The sequence below is a fragment of the Catenulispora subtropica genome (genome assembly GCF_039531675.1).
In the GTDB taxonomy this organism is placed as follows: Bacteria; Actinomycetota; Actinomycetes; order Streptomycetales; family Catenulisporaceae; genus Catenulispora; species Catenulispora subtropica.
Genome location: NZ_BAAAQM010000032.1, coordinates 62,365 through 78,248, shown reverse-complemented (window position 1 = coordinate 78,248; position 15,884 = coordinate 62,365). Strand labels below are relative to the sequence as shown.

Genomic DNA, 15,884 nt, shown 5'->3' with positions numbered 1-15,884 from the left:
AGGGCACGCACACCACTCCCGTCCGACCGCGTCGTCGAATACTGATCCTGCTAGTGATCCTGGGCACTGTAACCCTACAGAAAAGAGGTGGAGGCGCCATGTCTTCCGCGGGCCGGCACTATCGCGTCATCCGAACCGAGCTGACTGATCTGGCGGCGACCTTGAGCGAGGAGCAGGCGGGTACCGCGGTGCCCGCGCTGCCTGGGTGGAGCGTGCACGACACGTACGCGCACCTGGCCGGGGTCTGCGCCGACATCCTGGCCGGCACGGTCGGCGACCCGCATGACACGGCGTGGACGGCCGGGCATGTCGCGGCGCGCGAGCAGATGCCGCTGGCGGAGATCTGCGAACAGTGGAGTGCCGACGCGCCGCGGGTCGAGGAGCTGTTGGACACGCCCGAGATGCGGCGAGGGGTGTTCTCGGTGTTCGACGTCTTCCATCACGCTCATGACATCCGGGGCGCCTTGGGGCGGGTCGAGGCACGGGACACGCCGCAGGCGGCGTTCGTGGCGGGGCTGATGACGAAGTTCAAGGGGATCGAGTGGGGACGGGCCGGGCACCCGCCGATCCAGCTGGCCACGGGCTCGGGGAGCTGGCGGTTCGGCGCCGAGGGCGACGAGGTCGTGGCGAGCCTGGAGACGTCGGACTTCGAACTCGCCCGGATCGTGGTCGGGCGGCGGTCGCGGGCACAGATGCTGGCGGCGGGGTGGAAGGGCGACCCCGAGGGGATCGTCGACTTCCTGCCGGTGTTCGGGCCGCCCGTGACCGACCTCACCGAGTAGCTTCCGTCCGGCGGGAGGGACTCGGCGCCTAAAATCGAGGCGCGCGGTGCGGTGCGGTGCGGTGCGATGCGGTGCGTACAGGAATCCGACATGAGGAGACGCCCCTTTGGCCACGTTCGAGTCCCTCATGGACCTGCTCGACCTGGAACAGATCGAGGACGACCTGTTCCGCGGCGCCTCGCCGGACACCGACGTGCAGCGGGTGTTCGGCGGGCAGGTGCTGGGGCAGGCGCTGACGGCCGCGACCGCGACGGTGGAGGCGGACCGGAGTGTGCACTCGCTGCACTCGTACTTCCTGCTGCCCGGGGACCCGGCGGCGCCGATCGTCTACGAGGTGGACCGGTCACGGACGGGGCGGTCGTTCTCCACGCGGCGGGTCGTGGCCCGGCAGCACGGGCGGAACATCTTCGTGATGTCGGCGTCGTACCAGATCCCTGAAGTGGGGTTGGACCACGCCGACGCACGGCCGGAGGCGCCGGACCCGGAGAGCCTGCCGGCGATTCCGCAGGAACCCGCCGACGACGGCGAGGACGCGCTCTGGAACATCCTGTATCGGCGATGGACCGCGTTCGACATCCGGCGGGTGCCGGGGACGGGGCCGGAGAAGCGGCAGGTGTGGTTGCGGACGTCCGCACCGTTACCGGACGATCCACACCTGCATACAGCGGTGTTGGCGTATGTGTCGGACTTGACACTGTTGTCCACGACGCTGATCCGCCACCAGTTGCTCCCCCACAAAGAGGTACAGATCGCTTCTTTGGATCATGCGATCTGGTTTCACCGGCCGGCACGGGCCGACGAGTGGTTGCTGTACGACCAGGCTTCGCCTTCGGCTTCGGGAGCGCGAGGGCTGGCCACCGGGCGGTTGTTTACCCGGGAGGGCGTACTCGTGGCGACCGTGGTGCAGGAAGGGTTGCTGAGAGTGAACGCGGGCGGGTGAGAGCGCCGTCCGTGGGTGGCTGTGATCCGCTAGTCTCAACCGCGTCCCCATCGACCCGCGGCCAGACAAAGAATGAGGTCAGCGCGCAGATGTTCGTGTACCAGGCGGCGAAGTTCGTCGTCGAACCGCTCGTGAAGATCGTCTACCGACCCCGGGTCGAGGGTCTGGAGAACATCCCCACGGACGGCTCCGCCATCCTGGCGGCCAACCACCTTTCCTTCTCGGACTCCTTCTTCATCCCGATCGTCGTGCCCCGGCATGTGACCTTCATCGCGAAGGCCGAGTACTTCGACGCCGGCGGACTGAGGGGACTGTGGAACAAGTACTTCTACGCGCGGTTCGCGGGCGCGGTCCGGGTGGACCGCTCGGGGAGCCGGAACGCCACGACAGCAGCGCTGGAGGGGGCCGTGGCGGTGCTGGAGGGCGGCGGCCTGTTCGGGATCTACCCCGAGGGGACGCGGTCGCCCGACGGGAAGCTGTACCGGGGGCGGACGGGCATCGCGGAGATCGCCCTGCGCTCGGGCGCGCCGATCATCCCGATCGGGATCATCGGGACGGACCGGGTGCAGCCACCCGGGAAGAAGATGCCCAGGCTGGGACGGGTGACGATCCGTGTGGGCGCGCCGTTGGACCTGAGCGAGGCCAAGTCGCTGGGGAAGCCGGCTTTGGTGCGGCGCGCTATTACGGACGAGGTCATCGAGGCGATTCAGAAGTTGTCGGGGCAGGAGTACCGGCACGTGTACGCGTCGGATGTGAAGGAAGGGAAGGCGGCCGCTTAGGTTAGGGCCGCTGCTTATTACGGCCTTCGGCCAATGTGTTGAAAGTCCGCGGGGAGTCGCAGTTCGCTGAGGCGGGTGCTGGTGCGTCGGCGGCTGCGGGCTGCGGGCTGCGGGGCGGTTGCTCAGGCAACGACCCGAAGTCCGCCAGCCACCAGCCAGCCGCCATCCACCACCTGCCCACCTGCCCACCAGCCCACCAGCCCACCAGCCCACCAGCCCGCCAGGCCAGCCCGTCAGCCGCCGTTACCAGCCGTCGTTAAGGGTCCCGGACAGCACAGTCACCCCGTGCCCGGACAAATGCACCCGCTCCCCCTCGATCCGCAGGCGCAGTCGGCCACCGCGTTCCGACGCCTGTTCCGCCTCCAGCTCGGTGACGCCGAGCAGCGGCGACCAGAAGCTCGCCAGCGTGCAGTGGGCCGAGCCGGTCACCGGGTCCTCGGGGATGCCGTAGGCCGGGAAGAAGCAGCGGCTGACGATCGAGGCGGGACCGTCCGCGGCCGTCACGATCAGGCCCCTGGCCCCGGGCAGCGCGGCGACGGCTGCGAGGTCCGGCGCCAGCGAGCGCACGGTCTCGACGTCGGCGAGCCGCACCAGGTAGTCCTCGCGGCCCTGGGTCACGGAGACCGGGGTCGCTCCGTCCAGGCAGGCCAGGATCGCCGGCGTCACCTCGACCGGGGTCTGGGGGTCGGCGGGGAAGTCCATCTCGACCCGGCCGTCGGGCTCGGCGACGCAGTGCAGCAGGCCGCTGCGGGTGCTGAAAGTGCGATGGCCGCCGAGGACGTGGGCGGCGGCCAGCGTCGCGTGGCCGCACAGGTCGACCTCCGCGACCGGGGTGAACCACCGCAGGGGCAGGGGCTCGTCGGCGCCGTCCCGCGTCGTCGCCCCCGCCGCCGCCCCTTTCTCCGCCACCGTCTCGGGCACCACCACGAAAGCCGTCTCCGAGTGCTTCAACTCAGAGGCGACGTCCTGCATCCACGCCGCGTCGCGCGGTTCACGGAGGATGACCACCCCCGCCGGGTTGCCTCGGAACGGGACGTCGGTGAACGCGTCGACGATGCTCACGCTGATTGTCATGGGCCAAGCCTGCCGGAAAGGCGCCTCGCCGTGGGAGACTCACGCCGGTGATCACCCAGGACCCCGGGGCCGGAGCCACCGTCTGGCTCACCGGCCTGCCGAGCGCCGGGAAGAGCACGATCGCCGCGGCCGTGGCGGCGCGGCTGCGGGCCGGGGGACGGCGGGTCGCCGTCCTGGACGGCGACGAAGTGCGGCGCACGGTCTCGGCCGGACTCGGCTTCGGGCGGGCCGACCGGGAGGAGAACGTGCGGCGGGTCGGCGGGCTCGCCGAGGCGGCGGCGCGCGCCGGGGCGGTCGTGCTGGTGCCGGTGATCGCGCCGTATGCGGCCTGCCGCGCGCGGGTGCGCCGTCGGCACGAGGCGGCCGGGATCCCGTACATGGAGATATACGTCGCGACGCCACTGGAGGTGTGCGCGCAACGTGATGTGAAGGGCCTCTACGCCCGCCAGGCCGCGGGGGAGATTTCGGGCCTGACCGGCGTCGACGATCCCTACGAGGTGCCGGCCGCCCCCGATCTCCGCCTCGACACCAGCCACGAGTCGCCGGCAGCATCGGCGAGCGCCGTGTACCGGCTGCTCTCCGCGCGGGGACTGGCCTGACCGTGGCCTGACCCGTGGCCTGACCGTCGCCGCCATGTCCGAATCCCGCCAGTGTGTCGGGTGTCCGCCGCCCACAATGGAGGCATGAAGGTCTACACCGAAATCGAAAGCCCTGTCGGGCCGCTGCTGCTGGTCGGCGACACGACCGCGGACGGCCTGAAGCTGAGTTCCGTATCCATGTCCGGTCAGCGCTCCGCCCCGACGATCCGCGACGCCTGGAGCGAAGACCGCGACGCGTTCAGGGAGGTGGTCCGTCAACTGCGCGAGTATTTCGCCGGAACCCGCACCGAGTTCGACCTCGCCTACGCCGTGTCCGGCACCGAGTTCCAGCGGTACGTGTGGAACGCGCTCGACACGATCGCCTACGGCACCACGACCTCCTACGGCGCCCTGGCCGAGGACCTCGGCCTGCCGCGGGACCGTGTTCAGGCGCTCGGCGCGGCGATCGGCGCGAACCCGCTGCTGATCGTGCGCCCGTGCCACCGGGTGGTCGGCGCCGACGGCTCGATGCGCGGGTACGCCGGCGGGGTGGAACGCAAGCAGCAGCTGCTGGCGCTGGAAGGCGCGATCGCGCCGCTGTTGGTCTGAGGAGGCCGCCATGGATCCGGTCACCGCCCTGGCCGACGCCGACTGGCCGGCGATCACCGCCGAGCTCGACGGCCACGGCTGCGCTCCGACACCGCGATTGCTCACTGCTGAGCAGTGCGGCGACGTCGCAGCCCTCTACGAGAAGCCCGAGCTGTTCCGCACCACGGTCGACATGGCCCGGCACCGGTTCGGCTCGGGCCAGTACCGTTACTTCACCCACGAGCTGCCGGCGGTGGTCGCCGACCTGCGCGCGGCGCTGTGGCCCCACCTGCTGCCGATCGCCCGCGACTGGGCTGAGCGTCTGGGCCGCCCGGCTCCGTGGCCGGACGATCTGACCGCGTGGATCGACCGCTGCCACGCCGCCGGGCAGGCCCGCTCGGCGCAGATCCTGCTCCGCTACGGCCCCGGCGACTGGAACGCCCTGCACCGGGACCTGTTCGGCGACATGGTGTTCCCGCTGCAAGTGGTGATCGGTCTCGACGAGTACGGCACGGATTACACCGGCGGCGAGTTCCTGCTCGTGGAGCAGCGTCCCCGCGCGCAGTCCCGCGGCACCGCCACGCCGCTCCCCCGCGGCCACGGTCTGATCTTCACCACCCGCGACCGTCCGGTCCGCGGCGCCCGCGGCTGGTCCGCCGGACCGGTGCGGCACGGCGTGAGCACGGTGCGCTCCGGGCGGCGCCACGCGCTCGGGCTGGTGTTCCACGACGCGGCATGAGCCTGTGTGGGCGCCTGGGCACGTGGGCCTGGAGGCACGTGAGCGCGTGAGCACCCGCGGCTGGACCCTCCTCGGCACCGACGGCCGCCCCTACGAGAGCCCCACCCCGGGCACCCTCGGCGGCCATCGCCGGCTCCGGATCTACGGCCGCCTCGACTGCCCGAGCGCCCTGCGCCACATCGCGGCCGGCCGCTACGTCCGCCACCGTGTCTTCTTCGCCGACGAGGACACGGCGCGCGCCGCGGGTTTCCGGCCCTGCGCGCGCTGCCTGCCGGACCGCTACAAGGCTTGGCGAGTCGCGATGGGTGGCGTCTGAAGGTCGACAGATCTCTGCGTTAGGGTCCGAGCTACCGTGGGCGCGACATAGGCTGATCCGCAGTCGCCACGCCAACGCCGCGCCGCTGCCCGAACGGTCCCCCAACCCAGGAGAGCCATGACCGCACGGATCGATATCAGCTCCCTGGTTCTGGGGTCCGAACTCCACGCCGGGTCCCGCAGCAGCGTCGTGCAGCTGGAGCAGCCGCGCGACGCGCACGGCGGCGTGCTGGTGTTCAAGCGGTACCGGCCCGGGACGACCTCCCACGTCGACGCGGTCGCCCTGGACGCGCTCGGCGACCTGCCGGGGCGGGCCGGGCCGGAGGCGATCTGGCTGCGGGAGCGCACGGCGTGGCCGCGGACGCTGGTCACCGAGGGCGTCGAGGTCGTCGGCTTCCTGATGCGCGCCATCCCCGCCGAGTTCTCCTTCGGCCAGGTCACCGGGTCCGGCACGGTGCACATGAGCGCCGAGTTCACCTACCTGCTCAACGAGGACCGGATCCTGCAGGACCTCGGGCTGCTGATCTCCGACCGCGACCGGCTGCTGCTGCTCACCGACGTCGTCGACGCCCTCCAGCGGCTGCACCGCCTCGGCGTCCGCGTCGGGGATCTTTCGGCGCGGAACCTGGTGTTCGCGCCGTCGACGCACCGCAGCTTCTTCCTGAACTGCGACGCGATGCGGCTCGGGGACGCGGACGTCCTCCCGCTGGTCCACACTCCGGGGTGGGAGCTGCCGGAGGGCGAGGAGCCCGGCACCCCGGCCGCCGACGTCTACAAATTCGGCCTGCTGGCGACGCGCATGATCGCGCGGAATCCGACCGAGCGCGACCCATCCCGGTTGGGCCACATATCGGCGCGGTTCGCCGCCCTGGCCGCCGCCACGCTGAACGGCGACGCGCGCAACCGTCCCACACTGGACGACTGGATGGCGGAGCTGAGGATGGCGGCCGCGGCGGCGTCGCCGGTTTCGCCGGAGGTGACGGTCAGCGTCGCGATGCCGCCGGCGGCCGACCCGGTGCCGGCGGCGAGCGCCCCGGCACCACCGGCACCGGCCCACGCCCCCGAAGTCGCGCTCACCGTCCCGGCGGCCGACATCGTCGGCACACCGGGCAGCGCCCCGTCCTACGGCCCGCCTCCGGAGCAGCCGTCCCGCAAGCGTGTCAGCCCGCTCGTCGTCACCGGCGCGGTCGTCGTCGCGGCGGGCATCGCGGCCGGGGCGGCCGCGGCGGCCGGCGCTTTCGGCAGCACCAGCGGCACCGTCGCCTCGACGACGATCGACGGTTCCCGCTCCGGCAGCGGCCTCGTGGGCACGGGCACCCCGGCCACGTCCGGTTCCACGACGGCGCCCACCGGCACCCCGTCCACGACCGGCTCGACCACGGACACCCCGTCGCCGACCGGCACGACCTCCAGCACCCCCACGCCGACGCCGACCCCGCCTCCCCCGCCGCCCGTGACCAGTTCCGTCGGCGTCGTCCAGATCGACGCCTCGCTCGTCGCCGACCCGCGCGCGGTGCCGGTCGCGACGCTGTTCGACTCCTTCTTCGCCGCCGTCACCGCCAAGGACTTCGACGCGGCGCTCGCGCTCTACGATCCGAACGGCGACGTCGACACCAACGACGCGCAGCAGCGCGCGGCGTTCAAGAAGTCCGAGGCCACCAGCACCGACGACCAGGGGGTGCTCAAGAGCCTCAGTCCCGGCGGCACCGGCCCGGCGACCACCGCCGTGATCACCTTCCGGAGCCGGCAGGCCGCCGGATACGGACCGTCGGACACGCCCGAACAGACGTGCAGCGTCTGGACTCTGACCTACACGCTGACCCCCGCCGGCGGCGGATACCTGATCAAATCGGCCACCGGTTCGCATACCGGCTGCTGAAGGTAATGGCCGCACCACCGACCGGGAGACTACCGGCCGGTAGCTTCGCCTTCACCTTTTGCTCCACAGTCCCTCCACTGGAATCCACTACACTCCGACCAGTCACATCCAGTACGTCCGGCCGACTCCATCGACTGTGCGGGGAAACCGGCCAGCCGACCGGTCGTGCGTCTGGTGCCTTCGAATAGAGGAAGGGCCCGGCCGGTGTTTCGTCGAGTCGCCATCGTCAACCGTGGAGAGGCCGCGATGCGGTTGATCCACGCGGTCCGTGAACTCAGCGCCGGAGGCGCCGAGCAGATCGAGACCGTCGCGCTGCACACCGACGTGGACCGGGACGCCACCTTCGTCCGCGAGGCCGACATCGCCTACGACCTCGGTGCCGCCGCGAACCGGCCCTACCTGGACCTGGAGGTCCTGGAGCGGGCGCTGCGCGAGACCGGCGCGGACGCGGCGTGGGTGGGCTGGGGCTTCGTCGCCGAGGACCCGGCGTTCGCAGAGCTCTGTCAGCGCATCGGCGTCACCTTCATCGGCCCGGACGCCGAGGCCATGCGGCAGCTCGGCGACAAGATCGGCGCCAAGCTGATCGCCGAGGAGGTCGGCGTGCCGGTGGCGCCGTGGAGCCGCGGCGCCGTGGAGACCCTGGAGGCGGCGATCGCCTCCGCCTCGCAGATCGGCTACCCGCTGATGCTCAAGGCCACCGCCGGCGGCGGCGGGCGCGGCATCCGGGTCATCACCGACGAGGCCGAACTGGTCGACGCCTACGAGCGCACCAGCGCCGAGGCCGCCCGCGCCTTCGGCTCCGGCGTGGTGTTCCTGGAGCGCCTGGTCACCGGCGCCCGGCACGTCGAGGTGCAGGTGATCGCCGACGGCCAGGGCACGGCCTGGGCCCTGGGCGTGCGGGACTGCTCGGTGCAGCGCCGCAACCAGAAGGTGATCGAGGAGTCGGCCTCGCCGGTGCTGTCCGCCGAGCAGGCCGCGGAGCTGAAGTCCTCGGCCGAGCGGCTCGCCGTGCGCGTCGGCTACCGCGGCGCGGCCACCGTGGAGTTCCTCTACCACCCCGGCGACCGGCGGTTCGCGTTCCTGGAGGTCAACACCCGGCTCCAGGTCGAGCACCCGATCACCGAGGCCACCACCGGCTTCGACCTGGTGAAGGCCCAGCTGCACGTGGCCTCCGGCGGCAGGCTGGAGGGCGAGCCGCCGGCCGAGCGGGGCCACGCCATCGAGGCCCGGCTCAACGCCGAGGACCCGGACCGCGACTTCGCCCCGTCCCCGGGCCGGATCGCCCGCCTGGACCTTCCGGCCGGCCCCGGCATCCGGGTCGACACCGGCGTCTCCGAGGGCGACACCATCCCGGCCGACTTCGACTCGATGATCGCCAAGGTCATCGCCTACGGCCGGGACCGCGACGAGGCCCTGGGCCGGCTGCGCCGCGCGATGGCCGAGACCTCCGTGGTGATCGAGGGCGGCACCACCAACAAGAGCTTCGTCCTGGACCTGCTGGAGCAGCCGGAGGTGCTCGACGCCTCCGCCGACACCGGCTGGATCGACCGGGTCCGCGCCCAGGGCCGGCTGGTCTCGCACCGCAACGCCTCGGTGGCGCTGGCCGCCGCGGCCATCGACGCCTACGAGGACGAGGAGGTCCTGGAGCGCGACCGCCTGCTGTCCACCGCCTCCGGCGGCCGGCCGCAGGTCCAGCACGAGTCCGGCCGCCCGCTGGACCTGAAGCTGCGCGGCACCGGCTACCGGGTCCGGGTGGCCCGGGTCGGCGCCCAGCGCTACCGGGTCGGCATCGAGGCCGGCGACCAGGTCCGCACCGCCGACGTGGACCTGGACCGCTTCGACCGGCACACCGGCCAGATCGTGGTCAACGGCGAGCGCTTCCGGCTGCTGACCGCCACCCACGGCTCGGTGCACCTGGTCGAGGTGGACGGCGTCACCCACCGCGTCAGCCGCGACGAGGGCGGCGTGGTCCGCTCCCCGGCCCCGGCGCTGGTGATCGCCACCCCGGTGGCGGTCGGCGCGGAGGTCGAGGCCGGCGCGCCGGTGGTCGTGCTGGAGAGCATGAAGATGGAGACGGTGCTGCGCGCGCCGTTCAAGGCCCGGATGAAGGAGCTGGCGGTCACCGTCGGCACCCAGGTCGAGACCGGCGCCCCGATCCTGCGGCTGGAGCCGGTCGTCGAGGACGACGAGGACGCGGGCGCCGCGGCCGGCGCCGCCCCGGCCGCCCAGACCGTCGAGCTGGACCTGCCGGCCGCGCCGTCGCAGGTGCCGGCCCGGGCCCGGGTCACCCGCGGCCTGGAGGACCTGCGCAGCCTGCTGCTGGGCTACGACGTCGACCCGCACGACGAGGGCCGGGTCCTGGACGGCTACCTGACGGCCCGCACCGCCGCGATCGAGGAGGGCCTGCGGCCGCTGGCCGGCGAGCTCGGCCTGATCGAGGTGTTCGCGGACCTGGCGGCCCTGGGCCGCAACCGCCCGGGCGGCGAGGAGGCCAACGAGCTCCACGTGCACAGCGCCCACGAGTACTTCCACACCTACCTGCAGAGCCTGGACGTGGAGCGGTCCGGCGTGCCGGAGGCGTTCCAGACCGCGCTGGGCAAGGCGCTGGCCCACTACGGCGTCACCGACCTGGACCGTTCGCCGGGGCTGGAGGCGGCGGTGTTCCGCATCTTCCTGGCCCGGCAGCGCGCCTCGGTGGACGCCGCCGTGGTCGGCGCGCTGCTGCGCACCTGGCTGCGCGAACTGCCGCCGGACGAGTCGCTGCGCGAGCCCGCCGGCCTGGTGCTGGAGCGGCTGGTGGCCGCCACGCAGGTCCGCTTCCCGAACATCGCCGACCTGGCGCGCGGCGTGGTCTACGCGTGGTTCGGCCAGCCGCTGCTGCGCCGCAACCGGGCCCGGGTCTACGCCGGCGTCCGCAAGAACCTGCGCTACCTGGACGAGAACCCGCAGGCCGAGGACCGCGCCGAGCGGATGGCCGAGATGGTGCGCAGCACCGAGCCGCTGGTGCGGCTGCTGGGCCAGCGCCTGGTGCACCCGGACCTGGACAACTCGGTCATGCTCGAGGTCCTGACCCGCCGCTACTACGGCAACAAGGGCCTGACCGGCCTGCAGACCGCGAAGGCCGGCGGCTGCACCTTCGTGGTGGCCGAGCGCGAGGGCTCGCGCCTGCTCTCGGCGGCGGTGCCGTTCGAGCGGCTCGGCGACGCGCTGGACGGCCTGGCCGAGATCGGCTCCTCCGACGGCGCCCTGGACGCCGACGTGTATCTGCTGTGGGAGAACCAGCCGGACACCGACGAGGCGGCCGCCGAGCTGCAGCGCGTGATCAGCGCGCACCCGCTGCCGAGCCAGGTCCGCCGGGTGACGACCACGGTGGCCGGACGCCGCAACTCCGTGATGCACCACCACTTCACGTTCCGGCGCTCCAGCACCGGGATGACCGAGGAGCGGCTGATCCGGGGCCTGCACCCGTACATCGCCGAGCGGATGCAGCTGGAGCGGCTGAGCAAGTTCGACCTGACGCGCCTGCCCTCCTCGGACGAGGACGTGTACCTGTACCAGTGCGTCGCGCGGGAGAACCCGGCCGACGACCGCCTGGTGGCCTTCACGCAGGTGCGCGACCTGACCGAGCTGCGCGAGCACGACGGCCGCCTGGTGGCGCTGCCCACCGCGGAGGACGCGATCGCGGCGTGTGTGGACTCCCTGCGCCGCGCCCAGCAGCGACGGCCCTCCAACAAGCGGTTCAACACCAACCGGATCGTCGTCTACATCTGGCCGCCGTCCGACATCAAGCGCTCGGAGCTGGAGCTGATCGCCCAGCGCATCCTGCCCTCCACGGCGGGCGCCGGCCTGGAGGAGATCGAGCTCATCGGCCGCCAGCGCTCCTGGAAGACCGGCGAGCTGATCAAGATCGCGGTCCGGGTCCGCTTCGACGCGGCCGGCACCCCGACCCTGAGCGTCGGCGAGCCGACCCTGGACCCGGTGGAGCCGCTGGACGACTACCGCCTCAAGGTGCTGCGCGCGGCCAGCCGCAACACCGTCTACCCCTACGAGCTCACCGAGCTGCTCGGCGACTTCACCGAACACGACCTCGACGAGCACCACAAGCTGGTCCCCGTCGACCGTCCCAAGGGCCGCAACAAGGCGGCGATCGTCGCCGGCGTCGTCACCACCAAGACCCGCCGCCACCGCCAGGGCGTCACCCGCGTGGTGCTGCTCGGCGACCCGACGAAGTCCCTCGGCGCGCTGTCCGAGCCGGAGTGCCGCCGCGTGATCGGCGCCCTGAACCTCGCCGAGGAGATGAAGGTCCCGGTCGAGTGGTACGCCCTGTCGGCCGGCGCCCGCATCTCCATGGAGTCCGGCACCGAGAACCTGGACTGGGTCGCCGCGGCTCTGAAGCGCATCGTCGAGTACACCCAGGCCGGCGGCGAGATCAACATCGTCGTCGCGGGCACCACCGTCGGCGCCCAGCCGTACTGGAACGCCGAAGCCACGATGCTGATGCACACCAAGGGCGTCCTGGTGATGACCCCGGACTCGGCCATGGTCCTGACCGGCAAGCACGCTCTGGACTTCTCCGGCGGCGTCTCGGCCGAGGACAACTTCGGCATCGGCGGCTACGACCGCGTCATGGGCCCGAACGGCCAGGCGCAGTACTGGGCCCCGAACCTGGCCGCGGCCCGCGATGTGCTGATGGCGCACTACGACCACACGTACATCGCCCCGGGCGAGACCACCCCCCGTCGCGCGGCCACGAACGACCCCACCGACCGCGACATCTCCACGTTCCCGCACACCTACGCGGGCTCGGACTTCACCACGGTCGGCGAGATCTTCTCCGCGTCCTCCAACCCGGACCGCAAGAAGCCGTTCGACATCCGCACGGTGATGCGCGCCCTGTCCGACCAGGACCACGCCGTCCTGGAGCGCTGGGCCGGCATGGCGGGCGCCGAGACGGCGGTCGTGCAGGACGTGCACCTGGGCGGCCTGCCCGTCTGCCTGGTCGGCATCGAGTCCCGCCAGGTGCCGCGCAAGGGCTTCCCTCCCACCGACGGCCCGGACACCTACACCGCCGGCACGCTGTTCCCGCTGTCGTCGAAGAAGGTGGCCCGCGCCATCAACGCGGCCAGCGGCAACCGCCCGCTGGTGGTCCTGGCGAACCTCTCCGGGTTCGACGGCTCCCCGGAATCGATGCGCAAGCTCCAGCTGGAGTACGGCGCCGAGATCGGCCGCGCGATCGTGAACTTCCAGGGACCGATCGTCTTCTGCGTGATCTCCCGCTACCACGGCGGCGCCTTCGTGGTGTTCTCCAAGGCCCTGAACCCGAACATGACGGTCCTGGCCCTGGAAGGCTCCTTCGCCTCCGTCCTCGGCGGCGCCCCCGCGGCGGCGGTGGTGTTCTCCGGCGACGTGAACGCCCGCACCGCCAACGACCCCCGCGTCCGCGACCTGGAGTCCCGGGTGACGGCCGCCTCCGGCGCCGACCGCGCGGCCCTGGCCTCCGAACTCGACGAGCTCCGCGCCTCGGTCCGCGCCGAGAAGCTCGGCGAGGTGGCCACCGAGTTCGACGCTCTGCACAGCATCCAGCGCGCCGTCCAGGTCGGCTCGGTGGACGAGGTCATCAAGGCCGCCGAGCTGCGGCCGAAGGTGATCGCGGCGATCGAGGCGTACCAGGCCCGGCAGAACTGAGCCCAGCCGGAACCGGGCTTCGAGCTCGGCGAGGGCCTCCTCGCCGAGCTCGATGCTTTCGGCGGCGCCCCGGTCCCCCGGCTGGGCCGGGAGCCGACGTCGGCGCCGGTGCGGTTCGTGGCGAACGCCGTTGTCAACGGTGACCGGGAAGGCGCGGCCCCGCCTGCCGCGACGCGCTCAGAGCTTCGACAGATCCACCGCTCCGGCCATCGCCTGGTATCCCGCCGAGCTCGGATGCAGGTGGTCCCCCGAGTCGTCGACAGCCAGCATCGACGCCGGATCGGCGGGGTCGCGGATCGCCGCGTCGAAGTCCACGTAGCCGTCGAACACGCCCCCGCTGCTCCGCACGAAGCTGTTCACCGCTTGCCGCTGGGCCTCGTACGCGGTGGTCCACGCACTGTAGCCCTTGAACGGCGTCACGGTGCCACCGATCACGGTCAGCCCTTGGGCATGAGCGGCCGCGGCGATCTGCTTCAGCCCGGCGATGACCTGATCGGCCGATGTGCCGGCCTTCAGATCGTTGACTCCTTCCAGGATGATCAGCGTCCGCGCCCCGCTCTGGCTCAGGACGTCGCGATCGATGCGGCTGACGGCGCTGATCCCGCCGTTGCCGGTGCCCTGCACGCCGGTGAAGTCGTCGGTCACCACCTTGTTGGCGCTGATGCCCTCGTCGATCACCCCACGATGCGGATACGAGCTCGCCGACAGCCGCCGGGCCAGGTCATTGGGCCACCGGTCGTTGCCATCGTACGCCGACCCGACACCGTCGGTGATCGAGTCGCCCAGGGCGACCACGGTTCCCGGCGCGTTCGCAGCCTGGACGTCGATCCCGGACAGCAGCGTCCAGAACCCGAACCCGTTGTTCACCGGGAAGCCGCCGACCGCCCCGGTCTGGTCCCCGGCCTGGTCGGCACTCGAATACATGTCCTGCATCCCCAGGCTATGCACGGACTCCAGCTGCACCGTCCCAGGGAAATACACACTCACGAGGAGGTTCGCATCTGCTGGAACCGTGAACGGAACCGCATCACTCATCGCCTGCCCGCCCCCGGGAATCGTCACCGCCTGATTCCCCCGGAAGGTCAACGTCACCGGCGCTCCCGTCGCCGACGAGCCACTGCTCTGCACCGCGATCGTCGCATGGCCGACATTCACCGGCGCGCCGACGAAAGCGTTGTCCAACCGGATCCGCACCTGCGACCCGCCGACACTCGAATGCTCCACCATCCGCAGCGTCCGGTTCGTCCACGGCCCCGGCACCAGCCCGTCGTCGGCCGCGGCCGCCCAGCTCCCGCTCCACGCCGCCGACGACGCCCGCGTCCCGATCGCGAAGATGTGCAATCGCGCGCCGTTGCTGCCGGCCGCCGGCAACGTCAACGAAACCAACGACTTCCCCGCGGCCAAAGGAACCGATTCCACATACAGCTTCGCCGAATTCGCCTGCTGTCCGCTCGAGCGGTTCCAATGCGGCAGCGACACCGCCATCGTGTCCGTCGCCCCGGTGATCCAGTCCGGCGTTCCGATGGTGTAATTCTGGGTGCTGCCATCGCTATACGTCAGCGTTCCTGATCCTGAAGCCGAACCATTCACACTGGTGGCCAAGAAACCCAGTGCGCTACCAGACGTCGAATAGGCGATCCGCTGCCCGTCGGCCACCACGTTGTCCGGCTTCCCGGCTGCCACCTGCGGCATGGCCATCGTCGCGGCGCCGGCCGTGACCCGCGCGCCCGGCGACCACCCGGCCGCGTTCAGATCCTGTTGCGAGAAGCTGTTGCCCCAGCCGTCGATGTCCGCACCGCCGACGTCGCCGTCGTCGCTGATCGCCGTGTTGTCGAACGCCGCGGTCAGACTCGCCCCGGACGCCACGGGCGCGACGGTCACCGCGAACACGTGCATGGCCGGACCGTTGGTGGTCGCGTTGACGTTCGGCAGGGTCACCGACGCCACGGTCTTGCCCGCCGCCAGCGGCACCGACGTCAGGTACAGACTCACCTGATGTGTCTGCCGCCCACTCCCGGAGTTCCGATACGGCGACACCGCAGCGATCCCCACGGTCCCGGTCCACCAGTCCGGCACCGCCATCGCGAAGCTCTGCGTGGTCCCGTCGGCGTAGGTCACGGTCCCCGTGCCGGCCGTGTCGCCGTCCGAACTCGTCGCCACCAGGTCCAGCGCCCCGCCGGACCCCGTGACCGACACCACCTGTCCGGCCGCCAGCGTGTTGTCCGGCTGTCCCGGCGCCACCTGCGGCACGGTGACCGTGGCTCCGTCCGCGAGGCTGAAGACCGCCCCCGGCGACCACCCGTCGCCGGCGAGCGCCTGCGCCGAGAAGCTGGCCCCGCCGCCGTCCAGGTTCGCCGCCGCCGGCGCGGAGTCGTCGCTGATCCCGGCGTTGTCGAAGGTCGCCGCGAGAGCACTCGCGGTTGTCGCGGCACGCGCGGTGCCGTGCATGAGGCCCGTCAAGCTCAGGCAGGACGCGAGCAGGAAGGCCGCCGTCCGAGGAAAGGGAACGTTCACAATCCGGAGTG

The 15,884-nt window shown here is 71.8% G+C and carries 11 protein-coding genes; 9 read left to right on the top strand and 2 right to left on the bottom strand.

The annotated features are described in order from the left end of the window. Positions 1-98: 98 nt before the first annotated feature. From ABD466_RS25850 to ABD466_RS25840, 3 genes are all read left to right on the top strand, one after another. Complete coding sequence (locus ABD466_RS25850) at positions 99-782, top strand: maleylpyruvate isomerase family mycothiol-dependent enzyme (protein WP_344659762.1); 684 nt, start codon at positions 99-101, stop codon at positions 780-782. 106 nt (positions 783-888) lie between these two features. Next, complete coding sequence (locus tag ABD466_RS25845; protein ID WP_344659761.1) at positions 889-1,722, top strand: acyl-CoA thioesterase; 834 nt, start codon at positions 889-891, stop codon at positions 1,720-1,722. A gap of 89 nt (positions 1,723-1,811) precedes the next feature. Continuing rightward, positions 1,812-2,501 (top strand): lysophospholipid acyltransferase family protein, encoded by a 690-nt coding sequence (locus ABD466_RS25840; protein ID WP_344659760.1) that lies wholly within the window; start codon positions 1,812-1,814, stop codon positions 2,499-2,501. Positions 2,502-2,744: 243 nt separating this feature from the next. Here the strand turns inward: ABD466_RS25840 and ABD466_RS25835 are convergent, their stop codons facing one another. Further along, positions 2,745-3,575 (bottom strand): PhzF family phenazine biosynthesis protein, encoded by an 831-nt coding sequence (locus ABD466_RS25835; RefSeq protein WP_425558736.1) that lies wholly within the window; start codon positions 3,573-3,575, stop codon positions 2,745-2,747. Between the two features lie 50 nt (positions 3,576-3,625). On the opposite strand from ABD466_RS25835, the gene cysC reads away from it, so the two are divergent. The 6 genes from cysC to ABD466_RS25805 all read left to right on the top strand — a co-directional run bounded on the left by cysC (position 3,626) and on the right by ABD466_RS25805 (position 13,359). Then, on the top strand, positions 3,626-4,174 hold the full coding sequence (gene cysC, locus ABD466_RS25830; protein WP_425558739.1) for an adenylyl-sulfate kinase: 549 nt from the start codon (positions 3,626-3,628) through the stop codon (positions 4,172-4,174). A gap of 84 nt (positions 4,175-4,258) precedes the next feature. Continuing rightward, the gene (locus ABD466_RS25825; RefSeq protein WP_344659758.1) at positions 4,259-4,762 is read left to right on the top strand and encodes a methylated-DNA--[protein]-cysteine S-methyltransferase; all 504 of its coding nucleotides are present in this window, start codon (positions 4,259-4,261) and stop codon (positions 4,760-4,762) included. Between the two features lie 10 nt (positions 4,763-4,772). After that, entirely contained in the window at positions 4,773-5,480 is a 708-nt protein-coding gene (locus tag ABD466_RS25820; protein ID WP_344659757.1) for a 2OG-Fe(II) oxygenase, read from the top strand. A gap of 46 nt (positions 5,481-5,526) precedes the next feature. Beyond that, on the top strand, positions 5,527-5,796 hold the full coding sequence (locus ABD466_RS25815) for an Ada metal-binding domain-containing protein (protein WP_344659756.1): 270 nt from the start codon (positions 5,527-5,529) through the stop codon (positions 5,794-5,796). A gap of 117 nt (positions 5,797-5,913) precedes the next feature. Then, positions 5,914-7,674: a protein kinase family protein gene (locus ABD466_RS25810; RefSeq protein ID WP_344659755.1), complete on the top strand. Its 1,761-nt coding sequence runs from the start codon at positions 5,914-5,916 to the stop codon at positions 7,672-7,674. Between the two features lie 204 nt (positions 7,675-7,878). Further along, a complete protein-coding gene (locus ABD466_RS25805; protein ID WP_344659754.1) occupies positions 7,879-13,359 on the top strand; it encodes an ATP-binding protein in 5,481 nt (1,826 codons plus the stop codon). A 177-nt stretch (positions 13,360-13,536) separates the two neighbouring features. Here the strand turns inward: ABD466_RS25805 and ABD466_RS25800 are convergent, their stop codons facing one another. Then, positions 13,537-15,873: a GDSL-type esterase/lipase family protein gene (locus ABD466_RS25800; protein WP_344659753.1), complete on the bottom strand. Its 2,337-nt coding sequence runs from the start codon at positions 15,871-15,873 to the stop codon at positions 13,537-13,539. Between the last annotated feature and the right edge of the window lie 11 nt (positions 15,874-15,884).

Coding starts and splice junctions, on each gene's coding strand:
- ABD466_RS25825 (WP_344659758.1), top strand. CDS start 4,259: ATGAAGGTCTACACCGAAATCGAAAGCCCTGTCGGGCCGCTGCTGCTG.
- ABD466_RS25820 (WP_344659757.1), top strand. CDS start 4,773: ATGGATCCGGTCACCGCCCTGGCCGACGCCGACTGGCCGGCGATCACC.
- ABD466_RS25850 (WP_344659762.1), top strand. CDS start 99: ATGTCTTCCGCGGGCCGGCACTATCGCGTCATCCGAACCGAGCTGACT.
- ABD466_RS25810 (WP_344659755.1), top strand. CDS start 5,914: ATGACCGCACGGATCGATATCAGCTCCCTGGTTCTGGGGTCCGAACTC.
- ABD466_RS25840 (WP_344659760.1), top strand. CDS start 1,812: ATGTTCGTGTACCAGGCGGCGAAGTTCGTCGTCGAACCGCTCGTGAAG.
- ABD466_RS25835 (WP_425558736.1), bottom strand. CDS start 3,575: ATGACAATCAGCGTGAGCATCGTCGACGCGTTCACCGACGTCCCGTTC.